Origin of the sequence: Acinetobacter lanii (assembly GCF_011578285.1) — a bacterium.
In the GTDB taxonomy this organism is placed as follows: Bacteria; Pseudomonadota; Gammaproteobacteria; order Pseudomonadales; family Moraxellaceae; genus Acinetobacter; species Acinetobacter lanii.
Map to the genome: position 1 here is coordinate 759,773 of NZ_CP049916.1, position 21,742 is coordinate 781,514.

Here is a 21,742-nt window from a genome sequence, read left to right on the forward strand (position 1 = left end):
TTCAGTATCTCTTAAAGCCAAATGATGCTGTTTTTTAATACCAAGTTTAAACTTGGTATTTTTATGTCCGCTGAAATTTTAGCTTTAAAGTCATCCATAAAAAGATTCAAATAAATTGATCAAATTTTGTTAAAAATAATGATATTTTTCAAATACTTCAAATTGTTACTCATAAGTTACAAAAAACATAAAACAAAAGCCACATTTATAGTATATTGTGATCTAATCGATGTTTTTTCAATCGAAATAGAATCAGAATAAGCTGATCAGAAATGAGCGATTAAAATAAATATTGTCATAAGGATTATGGACAATGTGGAAAAATTATAAAAACAGAATGGCTCTGTTATTACCATTATTGCTACCTTTTACTTCATCCATGGCTATGCAGGCGATGGATGATGATCATTTGTCTGATACAACAGGTCAGGATGGAATTAATTTAGGGATTCAAATTCCTAAAATCGATGTAGGGCAAGTGGCTTTAATTGATAAAGATGGTGTTTCCTCTAAAATTCTAAACAAAGATTATAATCAGGCTGCGTCATTGACTTTAGCGGGAACGAGCAATGCGCCAATGAGTGTGAGTTTCCTAGGCAATAATACCAATTCAACCATCAATGCTGTGATCGATACAGATGCGGGTGCAGGTAAAGCGTTTGCTAATATGGCTGTATCGCTCGGTTCAGGCATGACCGGGCTTAAAGTTAGTCCTTTTGCCCTCTATTTAGCCAACACAAATAATACCAATGGCTTAGGTGGTTCTAAAGATGTGTTTACAGCAGGTAACACCTTAAATATTGGGGTGAGTAAATTTTTAGAAGTCGGCAGTGCGAGTAATAACTTTCAAATTGACTTTGTTCAAGGCAATACACCGAAACTGAATATTCAGTTAGGCAATGTACCACAAAGTCATATGGTACAGTTTAGCGGTGCAATCCAAGCCATTTGTGGCACAGGTACAGGTTGTCCAATTTCACTGATTTCAGGTGACAGTTCTGCTAAGTTTGATTTGCAAATGAAAGCGTCTAATAGCACCACAGGGTTTTTACTAAACAATTTTTATGCAGGGCTCGAACCGACAGGCTTAGTCGTTGGAAATATCGGTACCTCGAGCAAAATGAATGTGGCATTGAACAATGTCACTTTGGGTAATGTAGGTGCAACTTCGCCCAATGTGTTTAATGGGATCGCTAATGGTTCAATGGGAAGCTTTGGTGCGGTCGGTGCATCAGTAAAAGACTTAAAAGTAAGCATTCGAGGTTTTTGATATGCACCATATGCAAAGCCTTAGATTCAACTAAAATATCAAGCAATAAAAAATCCCGCATCAGCGGGATTTTTTACGAAAAGAGGAGGATTAAGCGAGGAGCATTATTGTGCAAGTTTGGCTAAAACTTCTTCTTTAGAAATATTTACAGATTCAGCATCGGTACGACCTTTGTATTCAAAAGTACCTGCATCCAAACCTTTTTCACCAATCACGATACGATGTGGAATACCATTGATTTCTAAGTCAGAGAATTTAACCCCTGGACGTTCATCACGGTCATCAAGAATCACATCATAACCAGCAGCGAGAAGTTCTTGGTACAACGCTTCAGCTGCTTCCATGGTACGTGGTGATTTATGTGCATTCATCGGTACAATTGCCACTTGGAACGGTGCAATTGCAGCAGGCCAAATAATCCCTTTGTCATCAAAGTTTTGTTCAATTGCAGAGGCAACGACACGGGTTACGCCAATACCGTAGCAACCCATAGTCACAGTAAATGGTTTACCATCTTTACCCAGTACTTTACAACCCAATGCTTCAGAGTATTTTTGACCCAACTGGAAGATATGACCGACTTCAATACCACGTTTAATCAGAATGGTCCCTTTACCATCTGGAGATGGGTCACCTTCTACCACATTACGTAAGTCATACACTTCGGTAAATTTCGCATCACGTTCCCAGTTTACGCCAGTTGCATGTTTATCTGCTTCATTGGCACCTGCAACGAAATCAGACAATACTGATGCAGCACGATCCACAATTACAGTGAGACCTTTTTCAACAAGACCTTGTGGACCTATGAAACCCGCAGTCAGACCCAATGCAGCCATTTGTTCTTCAGTGGCAAATGCAATTGGCGCAGCGATTAAAGGATGTTTTTCAGCTTTAATTTCATTCAGTTCATGGTCACCACGAAGGAATAAAGCCACCACAGGAGCGTCTTCACCTTCCTTTGCAGCAACACCTTGAACCAACAGGGCTTTAACAGAATCTTTGGCATCTGTACCTAAAAAAGCAGAGACGTCCGCAATGGTTTTTTGATTATGCGTATCAACAATTTTTAATTCTTGCTCTGGCGCAGCACGTTCACCGACCAAAATCGCTTCAGCCATTTCAACGTTGGCTGCATAGTCTGATTCAGTTGAGAATGCGATATCGTCTTCACCACTTGAAGCCAAAACGTGGAATTCATGTGAACCTGAACCGCCAATCGAACCTGTATCTGCTTGAACTGGACGGAAATCTAAACCTAAGCGAGTGAAGATACGGCAGTAGGCTTCGTACATTTCGTCATAGGTTTTTTGCAGTGATTCTTGATCAGCATGGAAAGAGTAAGCATCTTTCATCACGAATTCACGTGAACGCATTACACCAAAACGTGGACGAACTTCATCACGGAACTTGGTTTGTACTTGATAAAAGTTTGCAGGCAGTTGCTTGTAGCTTTTGAGTTCGTTACGCGCAAGATCAGTAATCACTTCTTCATGCGTTGGACCCAGTACAAAATCATTGTTATGACGGTCTTTAAAACGCAGCAATTCAGGACCGTATTGTACAAAACGACCTGACTCTTGCCAAAGTGATGCAGGTTGAGTCACAGGCATCAAAACTTGTAAAGAACCCGCACGATCCATTTCTTCACGAATAATCGCTTCAACTTTATTTAGCACGCGTACGCCCATCGGCAACCAGCTATATAAGCCTGAAGCCAATTTACGAATCATCCCCGCACGTAACATAAGCTGGTGTGAAATCACTTCAGCATCATTTGGGGTTTCTCTTAACGTTGCAAATAAAAAGCGACTCGCGCGCATGGAAACTGTCCTAAAAAAGTTTGGTATCAAAGCCAAATTATACGATAAAAAATGAGGTGTACATTTAAAATGACACCTCATTACAACTAGAAAATATTATGACATGATTTTACGGGTTTGACGCATCATAAAGTTTTTAAAGTCATCTAAGTAAGTAAAGATCACGGGAACCACCACCAAGGTGAGCAAGGTCGAGGTGATCACACCACCGATCACGGCATGCGCCATCGGAGCACTTTGTTCACCGCCTTCACCTAGACCGAGTGCCAAAGGCACCATCCCCATGACCATGGCACTGGTGGTCATCAAAATAGGGCGTAAACGAGTTATACCCGCAGCAATAATGGCATCAAAACGTGACTCACCCCGATCCATGGCTTTCTTGATAAAGTCGATCAGCAAAATGGCATTCTTGGTCACTAAGCCCATCAACATAATAATCCCAATAATCGAGAATAGATTCATGGTCGAATTAAACAGGAACAGGGCTAAAAATACGCCAATTAAGGATAAAGGCAGGGAAGCCATAATGGCTGCTGGATGAATAAAACTGTTGAACTGAGAACCCAACACAATATAAATAAACACAATCGACAGGGTGATCGCTGTAAGGGCATAGCCTGCAGATTCTGCCATATCGGCATTTGAGCCTTGGGTATCAAAGCTATAGCCAACAGGCATTTCAAATTTTTCCTGTAAAGCCGTGATGTCTTTACCAATATCTCCCGCAGGACGTCCTGAGGTATTGGCTTCCACCAATACTTCGCGAGCCAAATCACGACGATTAATCTGAGATGCCCCCAAATTTTCATCCAAAGTTGCAATACTCGACAGGGGAATCAAAATCGGTTGATTATTGGCATCCATCTTTTGAGAAGTGATGTTCAGGTTTTGAATGTCACTTGGCAAAGTCCGTTTATTTTCCGTTAAACGTAAGTTCACATCGTAGGTTTCACCTTTTTCATCTTTCCATGTGGTGACATCATCCCCTGCGAGCAGTGGACGAATGACATTGGCCACTTGATTGACGGATAGCCCCAAGTCATTGGCCAAAATACGGTTGATATGTACTTCTAAAGTCGGTTTCGGTTCTTTCAATGAACTTTCTAAATCGACAATCCCATCGACTTTTGAAATTTCAGCCATGAATCGATCTGAAATTTTTTGCAGTTCATCCAAATCAGGCCCTTTGATCGAAATCATCACCGGTTTTTGACCGCCAGACACGGTTTCATCGGCAGAAGCCACCGAGGTTACGGTAATACCGGCCACACTTTTCAGACGTTCACGGAACTGGTTGTTTAGTTCAGACAGGGTTTCTGATCGCTCTTGGCGTGGGGTGACACGAACACGAATACTGACATGGTTTTTACCGCGATCGGTCACGCCATTAATCACGCCATAAGTGGACAATACGTGCGGTTGTTGTCGAATAATCTGATCGACTTGTTTTAGTTTGGCTTGAGAATATTCAAGCGATGCATCCACAGGTGTTTCAAATTTAATGCGAATTTCACCTTTATCGGGAACAGGTACAAACTCCGTACCAATGAGTTTCGATAAAGCGAGTGCACCAAACAATGAGGCAATTGCAATAGCCAATGTGATGAGGCGAAAACGCAACGCAAGCCGAAGCAGTTTTTCATAGACATGACTTAAGCTGTCTAACTTATTCGAGATAGCATTAAAAAATCGTTTGATGGCATTGGGTTTTTGATTCGGGTCTTTTTTCTTCTCTGCCCAATGTGCAGACAACATCGGATCAAGGGTAAAACTGACAAACATCGAAATCAGTACCGCAGTACTGACAGTGACACCAAATTGATAGAAGAATCGACCAATGATCCCGCCCATAAATGCAACCGGTAAAAATACCGCAACGATGGTGAGTGTGGTGGCTAGAACAGCGAGACCGATTTCTTTGGTACCATCTAAAGCTGCGGTGACATGATCTTTACCCATATCGGCATGCCGCACAATGTTCTCTCGAACCACAATTGCATCATCAATCAATAGACCAATACTTAAGGACAAAGCCAGTAAGGTCATCATGTTAATGGTGAAGCCAAAAATCCAAACGAAGGTTAGTGTCCCGAGTAAGGCAATCGGTAAGGTTAACCCGGTAATTGCTGTAGAGCGGAAAGAGCCTAAAAACAATAAAACAATGATGACTGCAAGCACACCACCTTCAACAATGGTGCGTGCAACATCTTTAATACTGGCACGGATGCCTTTTGAGGTATCCACCACCACTTTTAAAGTCGTGCCTTCCGGCAATTGTTGTTTAATTTTGTCTAAAGTTTTATAGGACGCATCGACCACATCAATGACATTGGAATCTGAACTTCTCAGAATATCGACGGCAACGGCTGTTTTACCATCGATATAAGCACTCGATTCAAGTTCGGCTTGGCTGTCCTGAATGTTTGCCACTTGCTTGAGATAAATCGGTACGCCATTTTTAGTGGCCACAATCAAATCACCAAAAGACTGGGGGTGAATCACACGAGATTTAATCTCGACCACGAGTTCTGAAGCGGATTGTTTCAGTGTACCACCCGGCACTTCGATGTTTTCACCTTTTAATGTATTGATGACTTGATCAACACCGATACCGAAGCTTTGTAATTTTTGCGGTTCAACCTCAATACGAATTTGTCGTTGTGAATCACCCAAGAGATTGACCGTACCAACGCCAGTGACCGTCCTAAGCTGCGGCACAATACGCTGGTCTAAGTAAGAGCTAAGTTCACGCAAGCTCATATTCTTTGATTCAAATACCACCGACATGACCGCACTTGCAGTAGGGTCGTAACGTTCGACAATGGGGTCTTGAATTTCATCACGGAATTCAGCAGTAACGGGTGCAATTTTATCGCGCACATCTTGTGCTGCTAGGGTAGAGGGAACTTCAAGATTAAATTCGGCAATAATGGTCGACAGACCTTCGCTGGATTGCGACACCACTTGTTTAAGACCCGAAATGGTATTGATCTGATCTTCCATTTTCTTGGTGATTTCAGACTCTACCGTTTCAGGTGAGGCACCCGGATAGTTGGTGTAAATCACCACAAAGGGAAAATCAACGTCAGGGAATTCTTCCACGCCCATGCGTTGCCACGAAGCAAAACCAAGCACCATTAGACAAAACATCATCATGATGGTGAAAACAGGATATTTGACACTGATTCGGGTAAACCACATAACAATGTTCCTAGTTTATTTGGCAGAAATCACAACGGATTTATTGATGTCATCGGCGGTAAATTTCACTCGACTAATCAGATCCTGTGGCTGTAACCCACTGACAATGGCGATATTATCATTGACTTGTTGTTGTAAAATTTGAATCGGCACTTTGATTAATTTTTGTTGGCGTACCACCCACACATAGGCTTTGTCTTGTGCATCTTGAATGGTATCCAGTGGAATACGCTGTCCCTGAATTTGATTGGCATCTAAAATCGCACCATCGACAAACGCCCCAATACTCAAAGACGGAATCGCTTCATTGGGACGTGCAAAGAATTCAATTTGGCGACTGACCTGATCGGCAATCGGCGCAATACGGGTTAGGGTAGCAGTGAATTTTTGAGTGTTGCCTTGTAAGGTATATTCAATTTGGCGACCCAGTTTGAGTGATGCTTGCTGTTCAGTCGGTAGTTTGGCTTGAATCTCGAGTTGATTCGGATCCACAATTTCAAATAAAGTTTGTCCAATGCTTACGGTTTGACCCGGCTCAACCTGACGTTTGGTAATGATCCCTGAAATTGGACTTTTTAAAAGACCATCTTGATCGGCTTTTAACGCAATATCGACATTGGCTTGTTGGGCCTTGGTTGTTGCTAATTGTCCCTTATAGTCGACTTGGCTTTGTTCGTATTCCACTTTAGAAATAAAGCCTTGATCATACAAACGTTTTTTGCGCTGTACCATATTGGCCGCTTGTTGCGCTTGTGCTTGTGCAGAGGCTAAGTTGGCTCTGGCTTGAGCAAGCCGTGCAGCATTGTCCTGATTATTCAATTGCACCAAAATTTGTCCTTTGGCCACCTGTTGACCGACATCGGCATTGACCGATGATGCAGTGGCAGACACTTGTGCTTGAATGGAACTTTGATTGACCGCTCGAATGGTGCCCGTAAAGGCAGAGCGTTGTACTGCAACCCCTTGTTCGACTTGGATCACATCTTGTTGAATCAGTTCAACTTGATTTTTAGGTGTTGTGGATTGCGCGGGTTGATCTTGTTGTTTTTCACAAGCCACTAAAAATAGGCTGAGACACAGGACAGAGAGATTAATTTTTAAGCGTTGATTAAGGACTCTATGATGTGTTTTTTGCATGAATACGATCCTTTGAACATAATAAAGCCTTTTTTATTCAAAGGCTTTTAAGCGATTGATGATTGTCTCGTATTGGGCTTGGGTATTTCGATAGTCCGTTTGTAACGATTCAATATTCTTTTTGGTGTTGGTGATGTTTTGCATGTTGTAACGTAAACGGTCTTTCAGATCGTTGGGGACAGGTTGACCTTTCCGGAAATATTCCATTTCCTGACGTTTAAATACAGCCCGATCTTTTTGACTTTGTTTCAACTGCTGTTGTTGTAAGGCAATCTGCTTTTTATAATTCTTTAACAGATCATCGCGTTTTAACGTCGCAATTTTACTTGAACCATACGCTTTTTTGAGTTTATTGTCATGCTCTTGTTGGCGTGCTTGAGCGGCACGCGTATGCGCCATTTTTAAATCTTGATCAGTATTGTAGCTGCGATTCTTTTGAATCACTTGCATATTGGCATCGAGTGCTTCATACCCATGACGAATATGAGCCGGGGTCACAGTACTGCTGATATTTGCCACGCCATTTTTATCATAATAACGATACCATTTGGCTTTATTCACTGCAGTTTCAGCGAAAGTTTGGGATGCCATAAAAATAGACAAAACCACAGAAAGCACATACACTGACTTTGAGGAAAAAATGGGCTTAGATGCAGCAAAAAAATGAATAAAGTTGTACATTTAATCCCCGTTATAAATAAAAAGAATTTTTTATTTTTACTATTACCTGAAACATTTTAGGGCGTTAGTTTAAATTTATAAATATATAACTTGAAAATATTACATAATTTTTATGATCGAGTTAACTCTTTTGTTTTCCTTTATGACACACTAACGATTGTGAATTAAATCTACATTGAAACAGACAGTAAAAATATGTTAAAAAATAACGATTATTGTAAGAATAATATAGTTAAGCTCTACTTAATTCAGCTCACTGGGAAGGGTCATTAAATGGACGATAAATTGCAGAATCTTAAAGTCATGGTCATTGATGATTCAAAGACGATTCGTCGTACAGCTGAAACATTATTACAGCGTGAGGGGTTTAATGTTGTAACAGCCGTGGATGGTTTTGAAGCATTGTCTAAAATTGCAGAAGCCAATCCAGACATCGTTTTTGTCGATATTATGATGCCACGTCTTGATGGTTATCAAACCTGTGCATTGATCAAAAATTCACAAAATTATCAAAATATTCCGGTCATTATGTTATCGAGTAAAGACGGTTTATTCGATCAGGCTAAAGGACGTGTCGTAGGTTCAGATGAATACTTGACCAAGCCTTTTAGTAAAGATGAGCTATTAAATGCAATTCGCAATCATGTAACAGCATAATGATTTGAATTCTTGGGGAAAAAAATGGCGCGTATTCTTGTTGTTGATGATTCACCAACTGAAATGTTTCGGTTCAAAGAAATACTCAATAAAAATGGCTTTGATGTCTTAGAAGCATCCAATGGTGCAGATGGGGTCACCTTAGCGCAGGCAGAATTGCCTGATCTGGTGTTAATGGATGTGGTAATGCCGGGTGTAAATGGATTTCAGGCTACACGTCAAATCGCACGTGGTGCAACCACCAAACATATTCCGGTGGTGATCGTGAGTACCAAAGATCAAGATACCGATCGAGTTTGGGGCAAACGTCAGGGTGCAATTGATTACTTGACTAAACCCATTGATGAGAGTCAGTTGATTAGCGTGATTAAACAATATCTCAGCGTGGGATAATTTATGGCAGCAAATGGATTTATCGAATTACTTCGGCTGTCTAAACGTGGCAATAAAAACTACGCAGGTAGCGATCAAGAAGTAAACCGATGGTCAGGCATTGCATTTGAGATGATGGGGCAATATTTCGTTGCTCCATTAGGTGAAGTTTCAGAGGTGATTTATCCGCCTGTCTGCACCGCTGTACCAACAGCCAAGGATTGGGTTAAAGGATTAGCCAATATTCGTGGACGACTGATTTCGATTTCGGATTTGGCACATTATATTTCTGGACAAAAATCAGTATTTTTACCATCTCAAAAAGTTTTGTGCATTAGCCATAATGATCATTATGTTGGTTTGATCGTAGATCAAGTTTTGGGGATTCAACATTTTAATAAAAAAAGCTTTTTTTCAGAAAATAAACAGATAGACCAAAAGCTGAAACCGTATTGTCAGGGGTATTTCCAACAGCATAATCAAGCGTGGAATATCTTCTTATTCAGTCGGTTATTAAAAGATCCACAATACATGAATGCATCAGAAAAATTTATAAACTAGTTTCGACGTTCGCGACAGCTGTAACGTAATGGGGAGAAGCTGAATGGGCTTTAAACTAAACAAGAACAAAGCAGGTGAGAGTGCTCAGACGAGCAATTCAGTATTTGGGAACAATTTTAAGTCCAAAGTGGATCAATTTAGTAAATTGTTTGGCGATACTGAACAAAGCAAATCCTATCTTCAATTGGGTTTGATCAGCTTGGTGGTCTCAGTATTGATCCTACTGTATCTATTCTATAGTGTGCCACGTAATAATGATTTAACACGTAGTCTAGGTGAGTTACGTTTATTGTCTCAAACCATACCTCGACAAGCCTCGGATGCCATGGCGTCAGGCAGCAAGGATTCATTTAAACGTTTAAGCGACTCTCAAACTGAGTTTGCTGAAAACTTTGAAACTGTGCGAGATGTTCATCCACATAATGATGCATTAGACAAGGTTGAGCAAATCTGGAGCAAAGTCGATAAAGATATTGCTTCAATTACTTCTCAAAGAGAAAGCATTAATAAGCTGTCAGAAACCAATAAAATGATTGCGGATGTTATTCCGGGGATTCAGTCAGAATACAACTCCATTGTAGCCATGATGCTTCAATCGAATATGTCCGGACAACAGGTTTCAATCGCAAAAAATCAAGTGGTCCTTGCAGAGCGTATTTCAAGATCACTGAGCGATTTTGTCAGCGTATCTAATACAGCGACCACCGATTACAACGCGGACATTGAAACGTTTGGACGTTTCTTAAATGCAGAACTCAACGGCAATGCAGAATTGGGTGTGGCACGTATTGATCATCCTGACATCCGTGAATCATTGATGAGCATTAAAAGTGATTATGATGGCATTCTGAAATCAGCGTCGAGTTCAGTGTTGGGTAAATCCAAAGAAATTGGTCAATCACGTGAAGCTGTCAATAATATTGCGGCAAACTCAGAGCCAATGTTAACGAGTTTAAATAAGCTATCGACAAGTTCTGCCTTAAAAACCATTTTGCCCGGCCTATTATTGCTCATAGCATTGAGTACATTCTTATACAGCGTATTCAAGCTTTTGGTGTTACGTAGTCAATCTGATCAAGTGCGTGTAATGCGTTTGCAAGATGAATATGACCGTAACCAAAATGCAATTTTACGTTTACTCGATGAGATTGCCGATTTGGCCGATGGTGACTTGAGTTCCTATGCAACGGTATCAGAAGACTTTACTGGAGCGATTGCGGACTCGATTAACTTTGCGATTGATCAACTGCGTGACTTGGTATCGCGGATTAATGAAACCTCGCAAGAGGTTGCAAAATATACCCAAAACACCCAACAAATTACCCATCAGCTTGCAGAAGCATCTGAGCATCAGGCACAAGAAATTGCTGGTGCATCCACTGCGATTAATGAAATTGCCTTATCGATTGAGCACGTTTCTGCCAATGCAGAAGAGTCAGCAGAAGTGGCGCAGCGTTCGGTTGCCATTGCATCAAATGGTGCAGACGTGGTGAACCGTTCGATTCAGGGTATGGATACCATTCGTGAGCAGATTCAAGAAACTTCGAAACGTATTAAACGTTTGGGTGAGTCTTCACAAGAGATTGGTAATATTGTCTCGTTAATTAATGACATTGCCGATCAAACCAATATCTTGGCATTAAATGCAGCCATTCAAGCATCGATGGCAGGAGAGGCGGGTCGTGGTTTCGCCGTGGTTGCCGATGAGGTACAGCGTCTAGCGGAACGTTCAGCATCTGCGACTAAACAGATCGAATCCTTGGTGAAAACCATTCAAACGGACACCAATGAAGCGGTTATTTCGATGGAACAAACCACCTCAGAGGTGGTACGTGGTGCGAATCTTGCTAAAGATGCAGGTGTGGCCTTGGATGAAATTCAGTTGGTATCGAATAACTTGGAAAAACTGATTGCAAACATTTCGGAATCTTCGAAATTACAGTCAGCTTCAGCCGGTCATATTGCCAATACCATGAACATTGTTCAAGAAATTACCTCACAAACCACCAGTGCAACCTTCGATACAGCACGTTCAGTTTCTGAATTGGCCAATATGGCAGATTCACTGCGTGAGTCGGTAACCAACTTTAAATTACCTGAATAATTATTGTTACTCTTCGGGGCGTGAGACTTATGATTCAATAGGTCTCACGAGAGTTAAAAAAGATCATCTTTGCTAAGATGCATGTTCATCGAAGTAAAAGTGGATAGGTTCTCGTCTCTGATTTGGAGACTAAGCATAGAAGCCTGAGCTATGAAACAAATATTAAAACATTTAGTCGAAAAGACCGAGTTGCCTGAAGATCATTATTTGGATCAGGACGCTGAAATTTTAGAAATCTTCGTTGAAGAGTTGGAAGAAATTTTTGAAAATTTACAGCCATTGTTAGATCAATGGATGGCTAACCCTGCACAAGATGATGTGTTGGTGACGATTCGTCGTAACTTCCATACCTTAAAAGGTTCAGGTCGTATGGTGGGGGCAAAGTCATCAGGTGAATTGGCATGGACCGTTGAAGATACGCTGAATCGTGTGATTGCCAAAAATGTCGAACTCACTCCAACATTACAACGCTATGTGCGTGCAGTTTTTAATCTGTATCAATATAAATTATTTCACGATTTTAAAAATACCCAAGCCCATGATCAAGACTTTCGACCTTTGGTACTTTTAGGTCAGCAATTACAACAAAATTTAAGTCTAGACCCTGCTTTAGAAGAATTATTAGATTTATCTGAGCAGTTGAATCATGTTGATGTCATCACAGGCATGGAACGTGGCGTTAAGGAGCCAAGTTCAATTACACAAGATGCGCCGATTGAACAGGTTGAACCAATTCAACACATTGAAAGCTTTGAGTTTACGCCATCTAAAACAGCACTTGAAGCGACTGAAAGCGATAGTCTACTGTCTGAAACTGTAACGATCTTTATAGAGGAATCAGAAGATCATTTACAGACCTTGGATCAGTTTATTCAAGTGCCGAACCATAGTGCAGAGCAGTACAATCAGTTGATTCGTGCCTTGCATACCTTACGTGGTAGCTCATCTATGGCGCATGTCGATGATATTTTTGATGCCAGTGGTAAAGTTGAGCATTTATTCAGGTCATTGCTGAAAGAAGATACAGAAACCAGTGTCAATGAAAATGCCTTACTGAGTCAGTATGTGCACTATGTGCGTGATTATTTGCATGCCTTAAAATCATCCAATACGTCAAAGCAACAGTTTGCTGAAATTCAACAGAAATTTGATGATGCTTGGGCGCGTTATGATTTCCAAATTGCCAATGTAGAGCAATCGGATCAAAGTCAAAGTTTGGTCAGTGAATTGGTGAATTTGCAGATCGACCAATTACTCGATACTGAACTTGAATTCGATAAACGTGCACAGTCAGAGTATCCTGAATATTTCAGAACCTTGAGTGCGCAAGCGCAATTATTGATTGAGCATACCAATAACCGCGCGGCGATGGGGATTCGTGAATACACCCAATCTTTAAAAGCGTGTTACGACGCAGTGTTGCAACATTTTAGCTTACTCAATACCAACTATGTGTATGAGCTTTTTGCCAGTGTGCATCAAGAGTTTATCCACTTATTTGATACCTTGGCGGCAGGACAACGTGTAGGGCTTAGTATCCAAGCGTTGCAAGCGATGGATGAACTGAAAGCGTATCTACAACAAGATATTGAAGGTGTTGATCAGTTTAGTGATCTATCAGTTGCGTCATGGTCATCGAATGAAACAAACGCGTCATCGCATTCGCTTGATTCTGCACATGTCTCTGCACAAATTGCAGCAGACAAACAGTTCATTCATGATGAACAAGCTCGCCGTGAATTTGATCCGGATGTGTTGGATATTTTCCTGGATGAAGCAGAAGAGTTACTCGGCTTTATTGATCAAGACCTAAATACTTGGTCCGCTGAGCCGGGAAATACCAAAGCACTGAATAACTTGATGCGTCATTTGCATACCCTGAAAGGGGGCGCCAATATGCTTCAGGCAGAACATATTGGCTCCATTGCACATGAACTTGAAAGCATTTATGAGCGCATTATCAATAATCATATGACCGTGAGTCAGGATTTGATTGATGCCATTCGATTGGTGCAGGACGATGTCGCTGACCGTTTACAAATGATTCGTGACGAACAAGTTGATTATCCAGCGCCTTATACCATTTCACTTCTACAATTTATTGCTGATCCGAATGTGAAAGATCAGTATGTTGCAGCATCACCATCAACAACAGATGTTGAAACAACTGCATTGTCTTCTGATGCAGTTGTAAATGATACGGCATCAACAGGAGCGGGCACAGAAGACACTGCTGAAGAGATCGCCAAAGAGACCTTTGCTGAAGAAGCTGAAGAGCTGATTGAAGAAGCACAAGGACTATTAAAACAATGGAGCGATCAGCGCAGTAACCGTAGTTTATTATTGCAATTACAACGCATTTCGCACAGTCTCAAAGGCGGTGCGAAGATGGTTCAAATCAGTAAAGTCTCAGACATTGCGTATGAACTTGAGTCAGCTTTTGAACAGTTTGCGGTACATAATTTTAACTCAAATGCCTATGACGCCTTATTAGCGTCTGCATTTACTTGGTTGAAATCAGCAATTCTTGAGCAGAACTTCCAGTACTTTGACACACTAAAAAGTAATTTAAGCAACATTCAGTATGTCGATGTCTCTGCTCAATTGCCGGAAAAATTGGCGCGTACCGATTTACTCGCAGATCAATACACGGTTGAAGTGGTTGAAGGTGATGGTACCGAGCCACCATCGATGCTGGGTGAATGGGGCGAAGATACCCAAACTGAGCAAAGCGATGAGATGATTCGGATCTCAGCTGATCTGATTGAAAAAATGATCGATCTTTCAGGTGAGAATGCGATTAACCGCTCACGCATTGAAATGGACTTAAGTCAACTCGGCAATACTTTGACCGATATGGAGCTTGCGATTCAACGTTTGGCGGATCAGTTGCGTCGAATGGAAGGGGAACTTGAGTCACAGATTATTGCCAAACATGGTGACTTGGATGGCCGATATGAAGACTTTGACCCATTGGAAATGGATCAATATTCATCATTGAATCAGTTATCTAAATCCCTAGCTGAGTCTGCATCGGATTTGGTTGATTTCAAATCTACTTTGGTTGAAAAAATCAAAGACACTGAAGGCATTTTATTACAACAGTCACGTATTCAAGCCGAAATCCAAGAAGGTTTAATGCGTGCACGTTTGGTGCCTTTCTCTCGACTATTGCCACGTCTGCAACGCTTAGTTCGACAGGTTTCAACCACATTGAACAAGCCAACAGAATTATTGGTCAACAACACCGAAGGCGAGCTGGATCGTACCATTTTAGAGAAATTGGTTGCTCCACTTGAACACATGTTACGTAATGCACTCGATCATGGGATTGAAAGCACCAATCAACGTGTCAATCAGGGCAAGCCTGCACAAGGTAAGATTGAACTGGATATCAGCCGTCAAGGCACGGATATCGTGGTGGCCTTTAAAGATGATGGTCAGGGGATTGATGCCGACAAGATCAAAGCCAAAGCCATTGAACTCGGGTTATTAAAAACCGAGCAAGCCTTGTCAAATGAAGATATTTTACAATTCATTTTCCATCCCGGTTTCTCAACCGCAGAGAAAGTCACCCAGATTTCAGGTCGTGGTGTCGGATTGGATGTGGTGCAAAGTGGCATTAAGTCGTTGGGTGGTCAAGTGTCGGTTGCATCTGAACTCGGCAAAGGTTCGACCTTTACCATTCGCGTACCAACCACGGTAGCGGTGAGTGATGCCTTGATGGTGAAAGTCGGCGATCAACAGTTCGCTGTACCGTTGGCGCAGATCGACCGTATTGTACGTATTTCACCAACCGCTTTGGATGAGTTCTTCAACAGTGATCAAGATTATTTCCAAATTGATCATCAAAATTACAAGCTACGTTATCTGGCAGAATTTGTCGCGCATCAGCCTTCACCTAAGTTGAATGGTGTGGCACATTCATTGCCGGTGTTGCTGATTAAAGGCAATATGGGGCATACCGTTGCCTTGTTGGTGGACCAATTGATTGGTTCACGTTCTCAAATTGTGATGAAGCCGATTGGTGACCAATTGGCTTCAATCGGCGCGATTTCTGGTGCCACCATTTTGGGTGATGGGCGCGTTTGCTTGATTTTGGATGGACAAAATATTGCCCGCCAAATCCAAGCCAGCAATCGTGATGATGCCAAGGTTGAAAAACGAGACACCTCACGTCGCAATGATCAACGCCATTTGATTATGATCGTGGATGACTCTGTAACGGTGCGTAAAGTCACTTCGCGCTTACTTGAGCGTCATGGTTATGATGTGGTGACCGCCAAAGACGGTCTAGATGCAATTGAGCAACTCGAAAATGTCAAACCAGATCTGATGTTGCTGGATATCGAAATGCCACGTATGGACGGTTTTGAGGTGACGGGCTTGGTGCGCCATCATGAGGTGCATCATGATCTTCCGATTATTATGATTACTTCACGAACCGGCGAAAAACATCGTGATCGTGCGTTCAGTTTAGGCGTGACTCACTATATGGGTAAACCATTCCAAGAAGCGAACTTGCTAGAGAATATCTCTGCGGCACTGGAAACCAAATAGAGAATTGTAATGAGTGACACACAACAGACAAAAGCCATGGATTTGAGCCAGACGCAGGAACTTCAGCACCTGATTACGGTATCCACGGGTTTTATTGATGCCTATATTATCCATTGCTATGAAAAAGTGCCGATGCTGTTGCCACAGAATATTGTCCTATCCGCATTGGACAGTCCAGCGCATGTCAAAACCGTGCAATGGCATGAAAAAGAATTGCCGGTGTATCATGTCAATGGACCTGCAAGACGCTATGGGGTGGCACTGGTGATTGAGGGTGAGCACATTGAGCAGCGCTTTGCCTTGATGTGTGAAGAGATGCCGAAGACCATTCGTATTCGTATTTCTGAAGTGGTCGATGACGAAAAGGCCAGTGATCATGTCAGTATTTTGCAATATGTGCGAATTAGCAATCAGCTTTATCATGTGCCAGATTTGGCAAAAATTCAGGCTGAAATTGGAATTGCTGTTTAACTAGCAAGATTGACCTTTTAATTTTCAATGATCAAAAAGGGATGCATTACGCATCCCTTTTTTTATAGCTCAATTAATTGATTAAGCCAAAAGTTCCACCAAAATTTGTTCATAAATTTCAGCCAAAGGTTCGAGTTCATCTATGTTGACGTGTTCATTGATTTGATGAATGGTGGCATTGAGTACACCGAGTTCAAGCACTTGCGCGCCTGTCGGTGCAATAAAGCGACCATCGGACGTACCACCTGAAGTCGATAACTCGGTTTCAGTCCCTGTGACATTAAGAATGGCTTTCTTAGCAGCATTGACCAACTCACCAACTGGAGTCAGGAAAGGCAAGCCAGACAAAGTCCATTGAATCTCATAGTCCACACCATGACGGTCTAAAATTTCTAAAGTACGTTCTTTTAACTGTTCGGCTGTCACTTCAGTTGAATAGCGGAAGTTGAATAAAACATTCATGCTGCCTGGCACCACGTTGGTTGCCCCAGTACCGGCATTGATATTTGAAATTTGGAATGAGGTCGCAGGGAAATATTCATTGCCATTGTCCCATACTGTATCGCATAGCTCTGCAATCGCTTTTGATGCCGTATGAATCGGGTTAACCGCCAAATGAGGATAAGCCACATGCCCTTGTTTGCCTTTAATTGTCACATTGGCATTCAGTGAACCGCGACGACCATTCTTAACGATATCCCCCAATGTATGGGTGCTTGAAGGTTCACCGACCAAACACCATGTCATTTTTTCATTACGCGCTTCTAAAGTCTCAACCACTTTGACTGTGCCGTTGATGGAAGGGCCTTCTTCATCAGAGGTGATCAAAAATGCAATCGAGCCTTTGTGATCAGGGTGTTTTTCGACAAAACGTTCAGATGCCACCACCATGGCTGCCAAAGCAGTTTTCATGTCGGCACTACCGCGACCATACAATTTTCCATCACGGATTTCAGGCTTAAATGGATCAGACTCCCATGCATCCAAAGTACCTGTTGGGACTACATCGGTATGACCGGCAAAGCAGAATACAGGCGATGCAGTACCACGACGCGCCCAAAGATTATCGACATCTTCAAAGCGCATATTTTCAATGTTAAAACCAATCTTGGCCAAACGATCTGCCATGATATTTTGGCATGAATGATCAACCGGTGTAACCGAAGGTTGGCGTAAAAGTTGAAGACTTAAATCAAGGGTAGCGGACTGGGTCATGGAGAGATATCAATTAAGCAATTGCAGTTATCATAATCGAAGAAAAACCGTAAAGAAAATCTAAAATATTGATGCCTAATATTAATTTTACGAAATCATTCATCATTTGTTGGTTTAAAATGAACCGCACAAAAAAACCTGATCAATTGATCAGGTTTTTTCTTAACTAAGGAAGAAGTCGAATTAGTTGCGACGGATTTCTTCAGAAGTTTTTTCAGCAGTATTCGTTACAGCATCCCCAGCTTTAGATACATCTTTACCCACGCCTTTAAATGTATTACAGCCTGTTAAAACAAATGTTGCAAGCAATGAAGCAGCCAAGATTTTTTTCATCATCATCTCCGGTTTGTAATTTATTCTGATGTTGAATAAGAATAAAAATTAAACAGATAGATGAATATGAGAGTTTTATTATGGGAATGTTATGAAATGTAGCTTTTGCAGGAAAAACTTACAGCACTCGCACAGAGCTAGTGAGGTTCTCGGCTTGACGGAACATAAAGTCATGTTGCGTGGCATGATTGCGATATAAACCATTGCACCACCAAACAGCGTTAGGGGAACTCTGGCTCTGATGCGGACAGATCCATTCTTGACGTTCAACCCGATAATAGCCGCTCAAGCATTGATTGCCCCAATGTCCAATACGACGTGCCGGATTCACCCAATGTGGCAGATTGAATTGATGATGTTTTAAAGGTAAATACAGTTGACCTTTTAAAACAGCAACACGTTTTTGGATGATGTGATGATCAATGGTCTGAAACTGAAATTGCTTTTGACTGAAATGATGCAATTTACGATTGAGCGTATCACTGCGATTTAAGCCATACCACTCAGGTAAATGCATTTGACCTTCAGCCAAGTAAAACTTTAGCGCCACTTCCCAATGTTCAATTTGTTGTGTGGTTTTATTCAAAATTAAAAAATCGAGTTCGCCTAAAGTATTTTTTCCTTCAATGATTTGAATGCTGTGTCCTAAAAGTTCGAAGTCATGATATGTACTGTCTTGTAGCCAAAACCACATTAAGTATTCAAAGCGTAATCCCAAACGGGTACTTTTTAAACTCGATACAAAACGAAGCAGGGGGTCGGGTTGCTCATCAAGTTGGTTTAGGCGTTTTTCATAGCGAGCATATTGCTGTTGCCAAAACTTATCATCATGCAACTCGAAAGCATGCAGGACACTCATCTCTTTGGGCGTTTCTCGAATAATGTTGGGACTCGCAATTGTAAAAGCGAGTTGTCTGACGATAGGGTGTTTAAATTGCAACCAAGCTTCAAATAAGACCGTCATAGATTCAACTCAAATGATTCAAGAAAAGCCTGAGAATATAAATTATCAAACAGTATTGCCTATAAAAGCATATATACTGATGAAATTCATCTGAATGAGTTGCGGTATGAGAATCTTGTTTTGGCGTAGCCTCGTGGTTATTTTTATTGTGCTGGGTTTTATCGGGGCACTTTTGCCGGGCATGCCAACGACGGTTTTCCTGATTCTTGCTGCATGGGCGGCCTCAAAAGGTTGGCCACAAATGGATGCATGGTTGCTCAATCATCCAAAATATGGACCAACGCTGTGCAACTGGCGTGAACACGGTACAGTGCCACGTAAAGCTAAATGGTTCGCCAGTATTATGATGTTGATCAGTGGGGTTGTTATGCTGATGACTAATGCACCCGTTTTGGTGAAAGTGTTTACAGATGTCACCATGCTCTTGGTGGCGATTTGGTTATGGACGCGTCCTGAGCCTAAACTGAGTTTGGAAAACGCCTCAAGCAAACAACAGATTAATGAATAGAGCGCCGAGTGAATCATAGCGTTCTTTCAAAAATCCAAAAATGAAAATAAAAGCACCATCTAAATGATCAATCAAATCTCCTTCTCATCTGCTAAAAGGAGAGGGGATGTCCATGATTGAATGTTAATAGGGTAAAATGAATTTATGAAACAAGTTTAATGTTTTGAATAAATAAGACGACAATTAAATGTAAGACTGCAAATAAATAGAGTTGTAAAAAGTCGCAATCAATAACCTAATCGGGTTATTTTTGTTTTAGGATAATCACCACTCATCCATAACAGTGATCGCCTTAATCACGGATGACCCATTCTAATAAGAGTCTAGTATGTACACGATTGAACACGCCGACATTTTAATTGATCTTGAATCGCAAACGTTGGCACTGCCGAAGCTGAATAAGTTTTATCTGATTTCAAGTGGTCTTAATGGTATTGGTGAGCAAGAAAATTCTGGAAAGACGCCACGAGGTTGGCATACAGTGGCGCAAAAAATCGGGCATGACTTACCGATCAATGCCGTGTTGAAAGGCAGACAATGGACGGGCGAGGTTTATGATGCTGAATTGGGGGCATCTCATCCTGAACGGGATTGGATTTTGTCGCGTATTTTATGGCTTAGTGGTTTGGAAGTTGGCTTTAACCAAGGCGAGGGTTGTGACACCTTTAATCGTTATATCTATATTCACGGCACACCCGATTCAGAACCGATGGGCATTCCCAAATCACATGGCTGTATTCGGATGAACAGTCAACAAGTCAAAGAAATTTTTGATTTGGTCGAAGAAGAGGCTTTGGTTTATATCTCTCAATCTAAAATCAATGGCTGAAATTTGTGCTGATTTTAATTTGGAAAACTCAATTTTTTAAAACCGCTCAAAATCATGTGCAATAAAATTGAAGATAAATAGGTAAAAAATATACAAAAATAGGCTTTTTTAGCGGAAATGATCTATTTTTTAATCATTCAAACTTGAAATGTAAGATTAGTTGAGAAAAGCGTTTGACAGTGGGCGAGGATTCTCTATAATGCACCTCATCCAAACGATGAAACGTTTTGAAAGGGCGCTTAGCTCAGTTGGTAGAGCGTCTGCCTTACAAGCAGAATGTCGGCGGTTCGATCCCGTCAGCGCCCACCAAATCCTTTCAACGTTAAGATTTTAAGTGCAGCGGTAGTTCAGTTGGTTAGAATATCGGCCTGTCACGCCGAGGGTCGCGGGTTCGAGTCCCGTCCGCTGCGCCACTTTAAGTCTTAACATTGTTTGTACCTTAATAGCGATATTATGTAAGTGCAGCGGTAGTTCAGTTGGTTAGAATATCGGCCTGTCACGCCGAGGGTCGCGGGTTCGAGTCCCGTCCGCTGCGCCATTTACGTAATAGACCTTTTAAAGGGCGCTTAGCTCAGTTGGTAGAGCGTCTGCCTTACAAGCAGAATGTCGGCGGTTCGATCCCGTCAGCGCCCACCAGATTTTTTGTGATGCAGCGGTAGTTCAGTTGGTTAGAATATCGGCCTGTCACGCCGAGGGTCGCGGGTTCGAGTCCCGTCCGCTGCGCCATTCATTAAGTCGAAATAGTTTGACCCTTTAAGGGCGCTTAGCTCAGTTGGTAGAGCGTCTGCCTTACAAGCAGAATGTCGGCGGTTCGATCCCGTCAGCGCCCACCATATCTTGAGATGCATATCTTTAGATATAAAACTTATTTATAAGTTTGCCGTGCAGCGGTAGTTCAGTTGGTTAGAATATCGGCCTGTCACGCCGAGGGTCGCGGGTTCGAGTCCCGTCCGCTGCGCCATTTTCATTTTCCCTGATTTGAAATTGGTTGAACATCATGTAGACTACGCACTGCGTTTGTCTTGCGTCAAAAATTCAAAATTTGAATTTTTT

16 protein-coding genes and 7 tRNA genes are annotated in these 21,742 nt (G+C 41.7%); 16 read left to right on the top strand and 7 right to left on the bottom strand.

What is annotated here, in order from left to right; translation table 11 throughout:
• Positions 1–337: 337 nt before the first annotated feature.
• A complete protein-coding gene (locus G8D99_RS03565) occupies positions 338–1,270 on the top strand; it encodes a DUF6160 family protein (RefSeq protein ID WP_166322711.1) in 933 nt (310 codons plus the stop codon).
• A 104-nt stretch (positions 1,271–1,374) separates the two neighbouring features.
• On the opposite strand, the gene G8D99_RS03570 is transcribed toward G8D99_RS03565, so the two are convergent.
• The 4 genes from G8D99_RS03570 to G8D99_RS03585 all read right to left on the bottom strand — a co-directional run bounded on the left by G8D99_RS03570 (position 1,375) and on the right by G8D99_RS03585 (position 8,025).
• Positions 1,375–3,093 carry a proline--tRNA ligase gene (locus tag G8D99_RS03570; RefSeq protein ID WP_166322713.1) on the bottom strand — a complete coding sequence of 573 codons (1,719 nt, stop codon included), beginning with the start codon at positions 3,091–3,093 and terminating at the stop codon, positions 1,375–1,377.
• 96 nt (positions 3,094–3,189) lie between these two features.
• Complete coding sequence (locus G8D99_RS03575; RefSeq protein WP_166322715.1) at positions 3,190–6,297, bottom strand: efflux RND transporter permease subunit; 3,108 nt, start codon at positions 6,295–6,297, stop codon at positions 3,190–3,192.
• 15 nt (positions 6,298–6,312) lie between these two features.
• Positions 6,313–7,434 (bottom strand): efflux RND transporter periplasmic adaptor subunit, encoded by a 1,122-nt coding sequence (locus G8D99_RS03580; protein ID WP_166322717.1) that lies wholly within the window; start codon positions 7,432–7,434, stop codon positions 6,313–6,315.
• Positions 7,435–7,467: 33 nt separating this feature from the next.
• A complete protein-coding gene (locus G8D99_RS03585; protein WP_166327488.1) occupies positions 7,468–8,025 on the bottom strand; it encodes a hypothetical protein in 558 nt (185 codons plus the stop codon).
• A 363-nt stretch (positions 8,026–8,388) separates the two neighbouring features.
• Here G8D99_RS03585 and pilG point away from each other — a divergent pair, with 363 nt between their 5' ends.
• The 6 genes from pilG (at position 8,389) to G8D99_RS03615 (ending at position 16,840) form a co-directional block, all read left to right on the top strand.
• Positions 8,389–8,772 carry a twitching motility response regulator PilG gene (gene pilG / locus G8D99_RS03590; RefSeq protein WP_166322719.1) on the top strand — a complete coding sequence of 128 codons (384 nt, stop codon included), beginning with the start codon at positions 8,389–8,391 and terminating at the stop codon, positions 8,770–8,772.
• A gap of 24 nt (positions 8,773–8,796) precedes the next feature.
• Positions 8,797–9,165 carry a response regulator gene (locus tag G8D99_RS03595; RefSeq protein ID WP_166322721.1) on the top strand — a complete coding sequence of 123 codons (369 nt, stop codon included), beginning with the start codon at positions 8,797–8,799 and terminating at the stop codon, positions 9,163–9,165.
• A gap of 3 nt (positions 9,166–9,168) precedes the next feature.
• Complete coding sequence (locus G8D99_RS03600; RefSeq protein WP_166322723.1) at positions 9,169–9,705, top strand: chemotaxis protein CheW; 537 nt, start codon at positions 9,169–9,171, stop codon at positions 9,703–9,705.
• A gap of 43 nt (positions 9,706–9,748) precedes the next feature.
• Positions 9,749–11,809, top strand: a complete 2,061-nt coding sequence (locus G8D99_RS03605) for a methyl-accepting chemotaxis protein (protein ID WP_166322725.1) — start codon at positions 9,749–9,751, stop codon at positions 11,807–11,809.
• 150 nt (positions 11,810–11,959) lie between these two features.
• The gene (locus G8D99_RS03610) at positions 11,960–16,369 is read left to right on the top strand and encodes a hybrid sensor histidine kinase/response regulator (RefSeq protein ID WP_166322727.1); all 4,410 of its coding nucleotides are present in this window, start codon (positions 11,960–11,962) and stop codon (positions 16,367–16,369) included.
• A 9-nt stretch (positions 16,370–16,378) separates the two neighbouring features.
• Positions 16,379–16,840 carry a hypothetical protein gene (locus tag G8D99_RS03615; protein ID WP_166322729.1) on the top strand — a complete coding sequence of 154 codons (462 nt, stop codon included), beginning with the start codon at positions 16,379–16,381 and terminating at the stop codon, positions 16,838–16,840.
• 81 nt (positions 16,841–16,921) lie between these two features.
• Here the strand turns inward: G8D99_RS03615 and dapE are convergent, their stop codons facing one another.
• The 3 genes from dapE to G8D99_RS03630 form a co-directional block, all read right to left on the bottom strand.
• On the bottom strand, positions 16,922–18,055 hold the full coding sequence (gene dapE / locus G8D99_RS03620) for a succinyl-diaminopimelate desuccinylase (protein ID WP_166322731.1): 1,134 nt from the start codon (positions 18,053–18,055) through the stop codon (positions 16,922–16,924).
• A 183-nt stretch (positions 18,056–18,238) separates the two neighbouring features.
• On the bottom strand, positions 18,239–18,388 hold the full coding sequence (locus G8D99_RS03625; RefSeq protein ID WP_166327490.1) for an entericidin A/B family lipoprotein: 150 nt from the start codon (positions 18,386–18,388) through the stop codon (positions 18,239–18,241).
• 118 nt (positions 18,389–18,506) lie between these two features.
• Positions 18,507–19,352: a DUF1853 family protein gene (locus G8D99_RS03630; RefSeq protein ID WP_166322733.1), complete on the bottom strand. Its 846-nt coding sequence runs from the start codon at positions 19,350–19,352 to the stop codon at positions 18,507–18,509.
• A gap of 106 nt (positions 19,353–19,458) precedes the next feature.
• On the opposite strand from G8D99_RS03630, the gene G8D99_RS03635 reads away from it, so the two are divergent.
• The 9 genes from G8D99_RS03635 (at position 19,459) to G8D99_RS03675 (ending at position 21,650) form a co-directional block, all read left to right on the top strand.
• Positions 19,459–19,860 (top strand): YbaN family protein, encoded by a 402-nt coding sequence (locus G8D99_RS03635; protein ID WP_166322735.1) that lies wholly within the window; start codon positions 19,459–19,461, stop codon positions 19,858–19,860.
• A 328-nt stretch (positions 19,861–20,188) separates the two neighbouring features.
• Positions 20,189–20,689 carry a cell wall-recycling L,D-carboxypeptidase ElsL gene (elsL, locus tag G8D99_RS03640; protein ID WP_166322737.1) on the top strand — a complete coding sequence of 167 codons (501 nt, stop codon included), beginning with the start codon at positions 20,189–20,191 and terminating at the stop codon, positions 20,687–20,689.
• Positions 20,690–20,922: 233 nt separating this feature from the next.
• Positions 20,923–20,998, top strand: a tRNA-Val gene (locus G8D99_RS03645).
• Positions 20,999–21,025: 27 nt separating this feature from the next.
• Positions 21,026–21,102, top strand: a tRNA-Asp gene (locus tag G8D99_RS03650).
• 48 nt (positions 21,103–21,150) lie between these two features.
• Positions 21,151–21,227, top strand: a tRNA-Asp gene (locus tag G8D99_RS03655).
• A gap of 22 nt (positions 21,228–21,249) precedes the next feature.
• Positions 21,250–21,325: transfer RNA gene (locus G8D99_RS03660), tRNA-Val, on the top strand.
• Between the two features lie 13 nt (positions 21,326–21,338).
• Positions 21,339–21,415: transfer RNA gene (locus tag G8D99_RS03665), tRNA-Asp, on the top strand.
• A gap of 31 nt (positions 21,416–21,446) precedes the next feature.
• A tRNA-Val gene (locus G8D99_RS03670) sits at positions 21,447–21,522 on the top strand.
• 51 nt (positions 21,523–21,573) lie between these two features.
• A tRNA-Asp gene (locus tag G8D99_RS03675) sits at positions 21,574–21,650 on the top strand.
• The last annotated feature ends 92 nt before the right edge of the window (positions 21,651–21,742 follow it).

Excerpts from the sequence above, each read along its gene's own strand:
- G8D99_RS03565 (WP_166322711.1), top strand. The coding sequence starts at position 338 with ATGGCTCTGTTATTACCATTATTGCTACCTTTTACTTCATCCATGGCT.
- G8D99_RS03570 (WP_166322713.1), bottom strand. The coding sequence starts at position 3,093 with ATGCGCGCGAGTCGCTTTTTATTTGCAACGTTAAGAGAAACCCCAAAT.
- G8D99_RS03575 (WP_166322715.1), bottom strand. The coding sequence starts at position 6,297 with ATGTGGTTTACCCGAATCAGTGTCAAATATCCTGTTTTCACCATCATG.
- G8D99_RS03580 (WP_166322717.1), bottom strand. The coding sequence starts at position 7,434 with ATGCAAAAAACACATCATAGAGTCCTTAATCAACGCTTAAAAATTAAT.
- G8D99_RS03585 (WP_166327488.1), bottom strand. The coding sequence starts at position 8,025 with ATGGCATCCCAAACTTTCGCTGAAACTGCAGTGAATAAAGCCAAATGG.
- pilG (WP_166322719.1), top strand. The coding sequence starts at position 8,389 with ATGGACGATAAATTGCAGAATCTTAAAGTCATGGTCATTGATGATTCA.
- G8D99_RS03595 (WP_166322721.1), top strand. The coding sequence starts at position 8,797 with ATGGCGCGTATTCTTGTTGTTGATGATTCACCAACTGAAATGTTTCGG.
- G8D99_RS03600 (WP_166322723.1), top strand. The coding sequence starts at position 9,169 with ATGGCAGCAAATGGATTTATCGAATTACTTCGGCTGTCTAAACGTGGC.
- G8D99_RS03605 (WP_166322725.1), top strand. The coding sequence starts at position 9,749 with ATGGGCTTTAAACTAAACAAGAACAAAGCAGGTGAGAGTGCTCAGACG.
- G8D99_RS03610 (WP_166322727.1), top strand. The coding sequence starts at position 11,960 with ATGAAACAAATATTAAAACATTTAGTCGAAAAGACCGAGTTGCCTGAA.
- G8D99_RS03615 (WP_166322729.1), top strand. The coding sequence starts at position 16,379 with ATGAGTGACACACAACAGACAAAAGCCATGGATTTGAGCCAGACGCAG.
- dapE (WP_166322731.1), bottom strand. The coding sequence starts at position 18,055 with ATGACCCAGTCCGCTACCCTTGATTTAAGTCTTCAACTTTTACGCCAA.
- G8D99_RS03625 (WP_166327490.1), bottom strand. The coding sequence starts at position 18,388 with ATGAAAAAAATCTTGGCTGCTTCATTGCTTGCAACATTTGTTTTAACA.
- G8D99_RS03630 (WP_166322733.1), bottom strand. The coding sequence starts at position 19,352 with ATGACGGTCTTATTTGAAGCTTGGTTGCAATTTAAACACCCTATCGTC.
- G8D99_RS03635 (WP_166322735.1), top strand. The coding sequence starts at position 19,459 with ATGAGAATCTTGTTTTGGCGTAGCCTCGTGGTTATTTTTATTGTGCTG.
- elsL (WP_166322737.1), top strand. The coding sequence starts at position 20,189 with ATGTACACGATTGAACACGCCGACATTTTAATTGATCTTGAATCGCAA.